Source organism: Leeuwenhoekiella sp. CH_XMU1409-2 (assembly GCF_037029365.1).
Lineage (GTDB): Bacteria > Bacteroidota > Bacteroidia > Flavobacteriales > Flavobacteriaceae > Leeuwenhoekiella > Leeuwenhoekiella blandensis.
In genome coordinates this window covers 11697-24136 of the sequence record NZ_JAYMEI010000010.1, presented here as the reverse complement: position 1 = coordinate 24136, position 12440 = coordinate 11697, and the positions used below count along the sequence as shown (strand labels likewise).

The following is a 12440-nucleotide window of genomic DNA, read 5'->3' as shown; positions in this document are numbered from 1 at the left end:
ATCATGGGAAAAGTAACCGGATTTTTAGAATACGATAGAAAAAATGAACCGTACAGACCTGTTGAGGAACGGATTCAGAAATATGAGGAGTTTACCATTCCGCTAGAAAAACCTGAATTAAAAAAGCAAGGTGCCCGCTGTATGGATTGCGGAATTCCATTTTGCCACAGTGGTTGTCCACTGGGTAATTTAATTCCAGACTTTAACGATGCGGTTTATCGTGAGCGATGGGAGGAAGCAGCTTCAATTTTACATGGAACCAATAATTTCCCTGAATTTACGGGAAGATTATGTCCGGCTCCTTGTGAAGAAGCTTGTGTACTTGGGATCAATGAAGACCCTGTGACCATTGAGAATATTGAAAAAAATATTGCAGAAGAAGCCTTTAAAAATGGTTGGGTAAAAGCAAATCCACCTGAAAAGCGTACGGGTAAAACAGTTGCCGTTATAGGTTCAGGACCAGCTGGTCTTGCTACTGCGCAGCAGCTTAACCGTGCTGGGCATACTGTAACTGTATTTGAACGTGATGAAAAACCGGGAGGTTTGCTGCGTTATGGTATTCCTGATTTTAAAATGGAAAAACATATCATAGACCGCAGACTAGCAGTTTTAGAGGAAGAAGGAATAATCTTTAAATGTGGTGTTCACGTTGGTAAGGATGTAAAAGCAGATGATTTAAAAAATGACTTTGATGCAGTTGTACTTTCTACAGGAGCTACTGTACGTCGCAACTTACCAATTCCGGGCGCAGATCTTAAAGGGGTTTATCAGGCTATGGATTTCTTACCGCAAAACAATCGTCGTGTAGATGGTTTAGAATGGAAAGGTGAAGAGATCAAAGCGACTGGAAAGGATGTAATTGTAATTGGTGGTGGAGATACTGGAAGTGACTGTATAGGAACTTCAATTCGTCACGGAGCAAACAGCGTTAAGAATTTTGAGATTATGAGTAAGGGAACGCCTGAGCGTCCTGAAAATCAGCCGTGGCCATATTGGCCAATGCGCCTTCGCACAAGTACCTCACACAAAGAAGGTGCTGAGCGTTTTTTCTCAATCTCTACAAAAAAGTTTGTAGGAGATGACGATGGAAACTTAACCGGTTTGGTTACTGTTGAAGTGGAGTGGACCCACAAACCAGGAGAGCGACCTAATCTCTCTGAAGTTCCGGGAACCGAAAAGGAATGGAAGACCGATATGGTACTTTTAGCACTTGGTTTTACAGGAAGCGAACCTACAATTGCAGAGCAACTGGGAATCAAAATGGATGCACGTACTAATATCGAGGCGTCAATTGAAGATTACTCGACTAATGTGCCGGGTGTTTTTGCAGCTGGAGATTCTCGTCGCGGTCAATCATTAATTGTTTGGGCAATTTCTGAAGGTAGACAAGCCGCACATCACATTGATACTTACTTGATGGGAAGTTCAGATTTACCGCTCAAAGGTGATGGAGATTTACCAAGAGTATAAAATATGAGATTTTAAGTATCTAAAAAACCGAAGATTATAAATCTTCGGTTTTTTTATGTAATAAACGCAACCTTTTTGAGTTTCTAGCATCTATTGGTAAACGTTTAAAAATGATCTTACGACTTTTAGTTTTCAGTTTAATTTTTGGAAGTATTGTTTCTTGCAGTGATGATAACAATACAACTGCCGATTTGGTTCAGGAAACTTCACAAGTAAAGCTTTCTCTCGTTAAAATGACGGGTTCTATTCAAAATTCTGAACAAACAGGAGCTGAGATGGAATGGCAAGAATATTATATCCTAGGACCGGGAATGAGCTTTACAAAGGTGCGAGAACGCGATGGCGAGACTTTAGAATCTAAAGGTACCTTTGATATTGTGATGATCAATAGTGACAAATACCTTCAGTTCACGCATAATTCAAATAATGAATTGGTGGGTAATTGTACAGGAGATGCTGTAGAATTGCTTATGTATACGAGCTCAGATAGCGTTAAAAGTACTTGGCAAAGTTGTGATGGCCCTGGCTTATTCTATACGTTTGAATAAAACACAGTTATAAATGGTAAAAAAGGTTCAACATATATGTTGAACCTTTTTTAGTTGGTAAACGTAGTTAATTGCTGAGCCAGGATATATTTAGCCGCGAGATTATCGTCAATAAACTCATACGAATTAAAATCAAAAGCTTCTTTAAAAACCATAGCTACTCCAAAAAAAGTATAGTCTTTTGCGGCAAGAGCTTCTAGAAGATATCTGTTGGGTTGATAATTAAAAAAAGCTTTCCTGTTGATGACCACATTGTCTGGTCTATAATACGGAATCAAAAACGACATTCTTGAGTCTAGTTGCCAGCTGTAAACTCCCGTGGCCGCCTGTAGCATATTCTCAAACTCTAGTGACATTTGTTGTACGTCGTAAGTCTCATATAACGCAATTAAGATTACTATTTGATTATCATAAGTAGTTGCATAGAAAAGTCCGTCCTCTTGCTTTAATTCCATTCCTTTGGGCAGTGCGATTGTTGCTCCAGTTGTAGCTTCAAGGTATATATCGAAGCTAAAATTGTTATAAACAATACCTTCTTGATCCAGGGCTTGTAAGACTTGATACATACCCATTTCAGGATATTCAGTATAGTTTCCGGTAGCATTGAGTTCATCAAATGTTCTTGATTTTATCAACTGAAACGTAAATTGCTCATTGCTTATTGACTTTGCATCAGATGCTGCGATTTCTTCAGCAAAAAGCGTGTTTACTTTTTGTAGACTGTTTACAGGAAATGTATCGGTTGCATATATAAGTTCTTTTAAGGCGGAAGAAGTAATGCACCAGCTTATTCCGGCGGCTCCATTTTCTAATCCCCCGTCTGCAACACCGATGATTTTTCCGTTTAGATCTACAATAGGAGATCCTGAAAATCCATGAAGTAATTGCCCTTTTAGATACACAATTTCAGTATCAAGAGATGGAAATCCCAACGAGCGTATTTCTTGCTCAGCCGAAGCTTCTAAAAGGTCTTTAAGACGTTTGCCTTCGATGAGTCCTACCGTAAAATCCCGATCCTGATACTTATCATTACTTCCATAATAACCTACTGTAAAGACTTTAGAATCTATTGTGGTTTTAGCAATATTTTCAGTCTTTAAATAGTGGTCGGATTCACAATTTTTGAGCGAAAGCAAAACGAGATCAGATTTTTTTGAAATTCTTGACAACTGAACATTACACCACGATTTTTGGCTGGGAAGATAGACTTCGATTTGGTTGGGATTGCCAATGGAATGAAGCGTAGCAATAATTTGTTTTCCGCTTTCAAAGAAAAACCCTGTTGAGAATTTGTTGCCCGATTTAACGCGAACGATGGTTTTACTCACTTCCTCTTTAATACCGGAGTGAACATTTGATAACGATAAAAGCGTTATTAATACAAACAGAATTATTCGCATAACAGCTTTTGTATTTGCATTAATGTTACTCTTAACTGCGCATCGTCTATGCTGTTTTTAGAGAGTGATTGAAACAACCTTTGATAGGCTCCTCCCGATGAAGTAAATGCTTCTTCAATTTCCTGAATAGAAAGTTCGTTTAAAGCTACATCACAGATAGGTAGATCGACATCTTCAGCCATAAGCAATGTACTTTTTACAGCGTTTGCAGAGGCTGCTTCTTTGCTAAAACTATATTTTTGGTTCGCTACAAGACCAAATTTTTTAAAATAGATCAATTCTTTTATTTCATCTTCAGAAAAGTTGGCTGCTTTATAGGTTGCAATCTCTTTTTCTAAGGATGGGGCAAGAACGTCATGTGTGCGCATATAAATCCCTAGAAACAACGCGCAAAAACAACTGAAACTAAATGCACCAATGACCACTTTATTTCCTGTTTCACCTTCTTTATCTGGTCGAAGGCCAAAGAATGCAGCAAGAAGTGAAGTGAGTGCTCCTAAAATGATTCCGGTAACTTGGGCGATCGATAACCCGATAAGCAAGCCAACCAGCAAGCCTAGTGCAAATCCTGAAATGAGATCTCTTTTCATAAAAAGAAACTTTGATTACAGGGGAATTATAAAATGATCTAATGGGATTTTAAATGTAGTGTGAAAATAGCAAACTTGCAATAAATCGCTGTAAAACAAGTTCTTGTAAAATAACAAAGCGCTCTTGCAATTACTCACAAGAACGCTTTTAAATAAAAGGTACTTACTTATCCTTCTTACTCTTAGTTATTAAGCATTACCGGCATCACCAGCATGGTTACTTTTTCACCTTCATCAAGACCGTCTACCGGAGTTAAAATACCGGCACGGTTAGGAAGTGACATTTCTAAAGAAACATCATTAGCATTTAAATTATTCAACATCTCAACGAGAAATCTACTGTTGAAACCTATTTGCATATCATCTCCTTGATAATCACAGGTTAGACGTTCTTCTGCTTTATTGCTATAGTCAACATCTTCTGCAGAAATATTCAATTCGGCACCGGCGATTTTAAGTCTTATTTGGTGCGTAGTCTTATTTGAGAAAATAGATACACGACGTACAGAATTTAAAAACTGGTTACGATCGATGATCAATTTATTTGGATTCTCTTTAGGGATTACCGCTTCATAGTTAGGGTATTTCCCATCGATTAAACGACATAATAACTGCACATTATCAAAGCTAAATTTAGCATTTGAGTCGTTATACTCTACATTGATGTCGTCGTCACTTGATGCCAAAATTCCTTTTAATAAGTTCAATGGTTTTTTAGGCATAATAAATTCAGCCGTTTGATTGGCTTGTACATCAGTACGCCCGTATTTAACCAACTTGTGTGCATCAGTAGCAACAAAAGTTAAACCTTCAGTATCAAACTGAAAGAAAACTCCGCTCATCACCGGTCTTAGGTCGTCATTTCCTGTAGCAAAAATGGTATTGCTTACCGCTGTTGCCAAAACACCTGCAGGAATAGTTACTTTACTTGGGTCATCAAGTTCTACAGCGTTCGGGAATTCTTCACCAGAAGCGTATGCCAATGCATATTTACCATGATTAGAGCTAATCTCTATAGTATTGTTATCTCCCGCAACAAATGTTAAAGGTTGCTCAGGAAAGGTTTTCAAAGTGTCTAACAGGAGACGCGCAGGAACGGCGATATTTCCACTGTCTTCAGATTCTACTTCAAGAGTAGCAATCATGGTTGTCTCTAAATCTGAAGCAGAGACTTTGAGTACATTTTCTTCTAATTCAAATAAAAAATTATCTAAAATTGGAAGCGTGTTGCTATTGCTAATTACACCACCTAAAACCTGTAATTGTTTTAAAAGGTATGAACTTGATACAATAAATTTCATAAGAAGTAGCTATTTATGCTATTTGACACGAGGTCAAAACTAGAATTCAAATTGGTTGTGAATTTTTTAATTTAAGCTGTCACACAGCTTCACAAAGATATCGTAATAGCATTTTTTGCCGAAACAAACTTATCAACACTTAGCGGCTGTATTTACGCCGTCTGAGATAGGTGTAAATAAGTGCGAAAAGTAAAAGAATCGCTAGCGGAAGCCCTATTGTCAAGGCCTGCCAAGTGGCGCGGTCATTTGTGGTTTTTTGAATATCGAGTGCTGGAAGTACAATACTTTTACTTCTAATGTTAATAAGACCATTATCGTCTAGGAGATAATTGACCGCATTGAGTAAAAATTCTTTATTTCCGTACTCTTTAAATGTGAATTTATCAAAACCAAGTTCAAGCGGTCTTCCGTTTTGATCCAGATCATTTTTGATCAAATCCCCATCAGCAATAACAATCATTGCTGTTTTTTGTTTTGCGCTTTCGCGAAAGGGAATCACACTTTTTTCTATAGGAAGAATTCTGTTTTTAAATGCTGAAGTAAACGCTCCTTCTAGTAAAACCGCTAGATTCTGAGGTCCTGCAGCATAATTTTCAGGACGTGGTTCTGTGGTGATCGTTTCTAAACTTACCGGAGCAGGAACACCATCTATTTTTGAAAGTACCGAACTTTGTAGCAAAACCGTCTTTTGTATTTCGGTGTCAAGCAAATCAATTTGATTGGTATATTCAAAAGCCACAGGATTGTCAATATTGGTATTTATAGGATGATTTTCCTTAGAAGTAACTAGCGGATAATAAAACCAAGGCAACTGTGTATATTGAGAATTTGATGCTTTACCACTAGCTAAGACTAAAGGAGCTGCATATAAATCTTCAACCAAAACAGGATTTATACGTATCCCATATTTAAAAAATAAATCGTCAAGATTAAGTCTTCTACCAGTTGCTAAGGCCATCCCATCCCGTTGATAAAGGCTATCGGTTTCCATCGCCACCTGATCGATTAGAAAGAGCGATTTTCCGCCCTGCATGGTGAATTGATCTAACGCATACTTTTGAGCATCACTAAAGGCGATGGTGGGTTTTGCAGCGACAACCAGATCAAACTTATTTAAGGCTGTCATCACCGTATCGGGACTAGCACTCAAAGAGTCTAAAGGAAAAGGAGCAATAAAGTAACGTTCTCTAAGTGTTTTAAAGAAATCTGCGATGTATTTGTCTTGTAGTTCGCCGTTCCCCTTAAGCACTGCAATACGCTTATTTTTCGGGTTTAGTACTTTGTAAAAACCGCTAGAGAATGCATATTCCAAATTTTGTACAGATCTGCTTACGAGTTCATCAGGAGAAGCTCCCAGCGTCTTTTTTAAAAGCGAAACAGGAACGGTTTTTCCGCGATAAGAAACCAGTGCCCAAGGGAAAATAAATTCTTGACTCACCTTACCATTATCTCGCAATTGAACTTGCTCAGGCCGCATCCCGCGGTTGTTAAAATCTTGAGCAATTTGATCAGGATTTGCACCTTCTGGAACCGGATTTACAAAAGCAAATTTGATATTGGGATTTTCTGCAGCGTACTCTTCTAGTAATTGACGCGTTTCAATTTGTAATTTATTAAAAGCATCAGGTAGTTCTCCTGAGAGAAATACATCAACCACGACTTGATCTTGTGCTTTAAGGATAATATTTTTTGACGTGTCAGAAAGTGTATACCTTCCGTCTGCGGTTAAATCAACTCTAAAATTAAACCAGTTAGATACAGCAAGAACCGCAATTACACCAGCAAAAAAGACTATATATCGTAATTTTTGTTTACTCATCCTTTTACTGATTTTGATTCTAGTTTAAAAACAGTCAACGCAATAAATACTGAAGTCACACTTAAAAAATAGATAAGGTCCCGACTGTCTAATACACCGCGACCGATACTTTCAAAATGGCGCTGAAGACTCAAACTTCTAAGAAAATCAATATTCAAGGTTTCGGCGATACCATTAAAACCGTAGTAGAATAAAAAACTGATGAATACAGCGATCAAGAACGCCACGATTTGATTTTCTGAAAGTGTTGAAGCAAAAACACCGATGGCACAGTATGCCGTAGCCAGAAATAGAAGACCTAAATAAGAACCTGCCAAGATGCCTAGATCATAATTACCCTGAGGATTACCTAATTGATCAATGGCGTAAACATATACCAGTGTGGGCAAAAGCGCCAAAAGCAGTAAAACTAAAGCTCCAAGAAACTTTCCTAAAACCAATTCTAAGGTGGTGATAGGTCTCGTAAGCAACAGTTCGAGCGTGCCTAGTCGCAACTCGTCACTAAAACTGCGCATCGTTACCGCAGGAATCAGGAAGATGAAAATCCAGGGGACGAGTTGGAAAAACGGAGTTAAATCGGCAAAGCCATAATCAAACAGATTAAAATCGTTGTCAAAAACCCATAGAAATAAAGCGTTTAAAACAAGAAATAATCCTATTACCAAGTAGCCAACAGGAGAAGCGAAAAATGAATGAAATTCTTTTTTCAGAATTGCGAACATAGGCAAAAGCAGTCTTTACAGCAGGTTATAGATCAGCTATTATTTTCATTGCAACACGAAGGGCTTCGGTGCCATTTGCAAGACTAACGATAGGGGTAGTGTTATGTTGTATCGCATCTGCAAAAGCTTCTAACTCATCAAGTATGGCATTGTTAGGCTCAACTTCAGGATTATCAAAATAGATCTGTTTTTTTATTCCTTCAGCATTCTGTAAGATCATTGCAAAATCATCTGGATTTTCAGGAGCATCTTTCATACGTACCACTTCGCATTTTTTCTCAAGAAAGTCTACAGAAATGTATGCGTCTCTTTGAAAAAATCGGGCTTTACGCATTTTCTTCATGGAGATTCGGCTTGCTGTAAGGTTGGCTACGCATCCGTTTGCAAATTCAATACGTGCATTAGCAATATCTGGAGTGTCGCTTATAACAGAAACGCCTGAAGCCGAAATATGCTTTACATCACTTTTTACCACACTCAAAATAGCATCTATGTCGTGAATCATCAGGTCAAGAACCACGGGAACATCTGTGCCGCGTGGATTGAACTCTGCAAGGCGATGTGCCTCGATAAACATAGGATTGTCTATCAGATGATTAACAGCTGTAAAAGCAGGATTAAAACGCTCTACGTGTCCTACTTGTCCGCGAACACCGTGTTTTTTAGCTAGTTCTCTAATGGCAACAGCTTGCTCTACGGTTTGGGTTATAGGTTTTTCTATAAACAAGTGTTTACCTGCTTTGATCACTTGCTCTGCGCACTCAAAATGATGCGTAGTTGGTGTGACCACATCTACCATATCACAAGCCGCGATAAGCGCTTCTATACTTTCAAAACGATGATAACCAAACTCTTTAACCACGCTGGTTGCCATTGCATCTGACTCATCATAAAAACCTACGAGTTCATAGCGTTCTGATTGTTGTAAAAGTTTTAAGTGAATTTTGCCCAGGTGACCTGCACCTAGTACGCCGGCTTTAAGCATAGTATTTTATATTTTTCCTTTAGGAAGGGTACGTTTTTTTGAGTTTTCAGGAAAACAATCACCGAAAGGTTTTTTGTTCTTCAATACAAAAATAGACTTTCTTGTGCACAATCAGAGCTATATCAGTATTGTTGAAAAAATGACTTATTTTGACTAGGAAGTGCACCTGCGGTTTATGTATTTTAGCATTATGAAGGATACTACTCGTCATCAAGGCAAACGTCGCCTGCTCGCCCAAATTGTAGAGAAAAAAGGTGTTTCTAACACCGCTGTTCTGGATGCTATTAGAAAAATACCTAGACATTTTTTTATGGATAGCAGTTTTGAAGATCACGCTTATCAAGATAAAGCCTTCCCAATTGCTGCCGATCAAACGATCTCTCAACCCTTTACCGTAGGATTTCAGACCGAATTGTTGGAGATAAAGAAAGGTGATAAAATCTTAGAAATAGGTACAGGTAGTGGTTATCAAACTGCAGTTCTTTGCGAAGTAGGGGCAAAAGTATACAGCATAGAACGCCAGCAAGAACTTTTTAGAAAAACCAAAAACTTTCTTTCCAAATTAGGATATAGACCTAAGCGTCTCACTTTTGGCGATGGATATCTTGGGATGCCAGAATTTGCTCCCTTTGATGGAATAATTGTTACCGCAGGAGCACCATACATTCCAAAACCTCTTTTAGCACAACTTAAAATAGGAGGTAAGCTCGTAATTCCTGTTGGAGACGAAGTGCAAACGATGATACGCATCGTACGTAAAACCCAAACCGATTTTGAGAAAAAGGAATACGGTGAATTCAGATTTGTTCCTTTACTTGAAGATAAAAACTAGGCGCTTTACTCGGTAAGTGCCTCTTGCCAATATAAATAATGACAAAGTCCTACACAAAGCGTAGACAGTAAGGCTACTGTGTAAACAGGGATGTATTTCAAGGTGATCAATTGCTCTGAAGAAGAGCTGTCTGCGATCGAATATGCGACAAGCGCCATCCCAATCAGCCAAATTAGGCTGCTGGCCACAAGTTGCTTTGAATAATTTTTAAGGTATTTTTTTAATTTTAAAGAACTCATAATAGAAATTTTAGAACTCGATTTTTCGAGGGTTTTGTGCGCTAAGCAGATCTTCATCAAGATGAAACATCTAAACATATCAGCGCTAATGGCTTCTATAATTCCTTAAAATTTACATAAATTGAGCTAAAGCTCCAAAAACCTGAAATGCATTAACAAGCTGAACTTTAATTTTTTACTAGAAAAATGGTGTTTGGTGGCATCACAAAATGTGTCCTACCTCGTGGCCGTTTACTTTTCAGGAAATGAAAAAATATTATAGTCGATTTCAGGATTGATAAGAATCTCTTTCACTTCAATAGGTTGCCCGCCCTGACTTATTGTGAACGGAAAATAAAGTCCTTCAACTTCTTGATAATTGGTCATTGTGATACTCACAGGCTGGCCCAGTTGTGTGGTTTCAATAGCAATAGGGTAGTAATTTTGAGCATCAAAATAATAGAAACTCTCATTAGGAACTTCTTCTCCATTTACAAATTTGGGCTCTTGAGTAAGTTTGATCTTAAAAGCTACGATACCATTTTTTGCAACGGTACTTATATATTCGGCTTTGTAGCCATTTTCTCTATAGTGTAAGAGCGGTGAAGGAAAGTCATTACGCTTTAAAAGCATATTCTTTCTCATATCATCAGAAGAGATCTCCGGTTCCATAGTAAGAAAATTTGTGGTCCACATTGTGGCTCCATCAAATGCCATTTGGGTGACTTTCTTCTTATTATATTCAAAGACGACAGCTTGCTTTCCGCTACGCGTATTGTAAATATATATTGGCACAGATAGATCACCTTGGGTAAAGGTAGCATTCATCTTTGTAGCATTGACCTCAGACCAGGCTTCAATACCGCCCGTACGATCTATATACTTGGTTATGATCTCATCTGCGGTTTGGTTGTACATGGTCTCAATAAGCTCTTCTTGAGAAAAGGCAAACGGAGTGATGAGTAAACAAATAATAAGTTTGATTGCTTTCATAGATGTATTGCTAGAAGTCGTTGCGAAATTAACCATTAATTGGTTTCGGTAGCGCTTGTTTTATAAAATTCTAAACTGCTAAAATTTTGTTTAGTTTGAATAAATAACGCGTGATTACACATTCAAATTATATATTTATGGAATATGGAAGATGCACATAAGTATTCCTAAATTATAAAGAACGAAGATATGAAGTTTGGAAAAGTAGATGATCCCGGAAGCATTGATTTTACATTACCGCCAGATCATCCCGATACTAAGGTTTTGCTTAATAGTAAAGCAACCAACGAAAAACCACAGCTTTATGTAGGTTGTGCAAAATGGAATAAGCAGGACTTAAAAAACTTTTATCCACGTGGGACAAAAGACGAATTGGCTTATTATTCTTCCCAGTTCAATTCAATTGAATTGAATGCTACTTTTTATCGCTTATTTCCTAAAGAGCAATTTGAGAAATGGTATGAAAAAGTGCCGGCAGATTTTAGGTTTTTTCCTAAAGTGACCCAGAATATTAGTCATTTAAAGCGGCTCATCAATGCTCCAGAATTACTTCCTGAATATTTAGATCACACGCTTTTATTGAAAGAAAAATTGGGATGTATTTTTTTACAAATGCATAATAATTTTCAGCCTAAGAACTGGGATCGCGTTGAGCAATTTGTCGAAGCCTGGCCGCAAGAAGTGCCGCTGGCAATCGAGTTTAGACATACAGATTGGTTTAACGAAGAGACAGTATCACAAAAGCTTTACCATTTATTGGAGATAAATAATATCGCAAATGTTTTGGTAGATACTGCAGGGCGCAGAGATATAATGCATATGCGTATGACCAATTCCGAAGCATTTATACGTTTTGTAGGCGCTAATCATCCTTCAGATTATGAACGATTAGACGATTGGGTCGACCGTCTGGGTGTTTGGATCGAAGATGGAATCTCAAAAATAGACTTCTTCATTCACCAAAATGTAGAAAAAGAATCTCCATTGTTGGTTACCTATTTTATCAAAAAAATGAATAAAAAGTATGGTTTTGACCTCAATATACCGGGCGAAGATACCAGTAATCCTAAATTAGATTTATGAGTAAGCTTATTATAGTTGCCGGAGTTTCTGGTTCGGGAAAAACGACAATAGGTAAATTGGTAGCCGAAAAATTATCGATTCCGTTTAAAGATGGGGATGACTTTCATCCTCAAAAGAATATTGACAAAATGAAAAGCGGCCAGGCATTAAATGATGAAGACCGAAAGCCTTGGCTGGATATTTTAGCTAAGAAACTTACAGAATGGAGTCATGAAGATGGTGTAGTTCTGGCGTGTTCTGCTCTTAAAGAAGCGTATCGTCAAACCTTAACCGTAAATGATCAAGTTACTTGGGTTTTTCTTGAAGGTTCCTATGAATTGCTGGAATCTCGAATGACAGCACGCAAAAATCACTTTTTTAAGGCAGAATTATTAAAATCCCAACTAAACACTTTGGAGAAGGCAAATTATGGTATACACGTCTCCATAGAACCAAAGCCGGAAGAAATCGTATCTAATATTCTAGATCAAATTAAGTAA

At 37.8% G+C, this 12440-nt stretch carries 13 protein-coding genes; 5 read left to right on the top strand and 8 right to left on the bottom strand.

What is annotated here, in order from left to right; translation table 11 throughout:
* Positions 1–3: 3 nt before the first annotated feature.
* Together WA338_RS11560 and WA338_RS11555 are read left to right on the top strand one after the other, a co-directional pair.
* Positions 4–1470: a glutamate synthase subunit beta gene (locus WA338_RS11560; RefSeq protein WP_336093435.1), complete on the top strand. Its 1467-nt coding sequence runs from the start codon at positions 4–6 to the stop codon at positions 1468–1470.
* Between the two features lie 110 nt (positions 1471–1580).
* A complete protein-coding gene (locus WA338_RS11555; protein WP_009780405.1) occupies positions 1581–2018 on the top strand; it encodes a hypothetical protein in 438 nt (145 codons plus the stop codon).
* 50 nt (positions 2019–2068) lie between these two features.
* On the opposite strand, the gene WA338_RS11550 is transcribed toward WA338_RS11555, so the two are convergent.
* The 6 genes from WA338_RS11550 to WA338_RS11525 all read right to left on the bottom strand — a co-directional run bounded on the left by WA338_RS11550 (position 2069) and on the right by WA338_RS11525 (position 8835).
* Positions 2069–3418, bottom strand: a complete 1350-nt coding sequence (locus WA338_RS11550; protein WP_009780404.1) for a S1 family peptidase — start codon at positions 3416–3418, stop codon at positions 2069–2071.
* A complete protein-coding gene (locus WA338_RS11545; RefSeq protein WP_009780403.1) occupies positions 3409–4008 on the bottom strand; it encodes a hypothetical protein in 600 nt (199 codons plus the stop codon). Before WA338_RS11545 ends, WA338_RS11550 begins: the two co-directional genes overlap by 10 nt.
* A 182-nt stretch (positions 4009–4190) precedes the next feature.
* On the bottom strand, positions 4191–5309 hold the full coding sequence (dnaN, locus tag WA338_RS11540) for a DNA polymerase III subunit beta (protein ID WP_009780402.1): 1119 nt from the start codon (positions 5307–5309) through the stop codon (positions 4191–4193).
* Between the two features lie 139 nt (positions 5310–5448).
* Entirely contained in the window at positions 5449–7128 is a 1680-nt protein-coding gene (gene gldG / locus WA338_RS11535; RefSeq protein WP_009780401.1) for a gliding motility-associated ABC transporter substrate-binding protein GldG, read from the bottom strand.
* Positions 7125–7850 carry a gliding motility-associated ABC transporter permease subunit GldF gene (gene gldF / locus WA338_RS11530; protein ID WP_009780400.1) on the bottom strand — a complete coding sequence of 242 codons (726 nt, stop codon included), beginning with the start codon at positions 7848–7850 and terminating at the stop codon, positions 7125–7127. The genes gldG and gldF overlap by 4 nt, the downstream gene beginning before the upstream one ends.
* A gap of 25 nt (positions 7851–7875) precedes the next feature.
* Entirely contained in the window at positions 7876–8835 is a 960-nt protein-coding gene (locus tag WA338_RS11525; RefSeq protein ID WP_009780399.1) for a Gfo/Idh/MocA family oxidoreductase, read from the bottom strand.
* A 190-nt stretch (positions 8836–9025) separates the two neighbouring features.
* Here WA338_RS11525 and WA338_RS11520 point away from each other — a divergent pair, with 190 nt between their 5' ends.
* Positions 9026–9667 (top strand): protein-L-isoaspartate(D-aspartate) O-methyltransferase, encoded by a 642-nt coding sequence (locus WA338_RS11520; RefSeq protein WP_040533446.1) that lies wholly within the window; start codon positions 9026–9028, stop codon positions 9665–9667.
* A 5-nt stretch (positions 9668–9672) separates the two neighbouring features.
* On the opposite strand, the gene WA338_RS11515 is transcribed toward WA338_RS11520, so the two are convergent.
* Both WA338_RS11515 and WA338_RS11510 read right to left on the bottom strand, forming a co-directional pair.
* On the bottom strand, positions 9673–9906 hold the full coding sequence (locus tag WA338_RS11515) for a hypothetical protein (protein ID WP_040532730.1): 234 nt from the start codon (positions 9904–9906) through the stop codon (positions 9673–9675).
* Between the two features lie 231 nt (positions 9907–10137).
* Positions 10138–10878: a hypothetical protein gene (locus WA338_RS11510; protein WP_154648931.1), complete on the bottom strand. Its 741-nt coding sequence runs from the start codon at positions 10876–10878 to the stop codon at positions 10138–10140.
* Positions 10879–11067: 189 nt separating this feature from the next.
* Between WA338_RS11510 and WA338_RS11505 the strand changes: the two genes are divergently transcribed.
* Positions 11068–11961: a DUF72 domain-containing protein gene (locus WA338_RS11505; protein ID WP_009780395.1), complete on the top strand. Its 894-nt coding sequence runs from the start codon at positions 11068–11070 to the stop codon at positions 11959–11961.
* Positions 11958–12440, top strand: a complete 483-nt coding sequence (locus WA338_RS11500; RefSeq protein ID WP_009780394.1) for a gluconokinase — start codon at positions 11958–11960, stop codon at positions 12438–12440. The genes WA338_RS11505 and WA338_RS11500 overlap by 4 nt, the downstream gene beginning before the upstream one ends.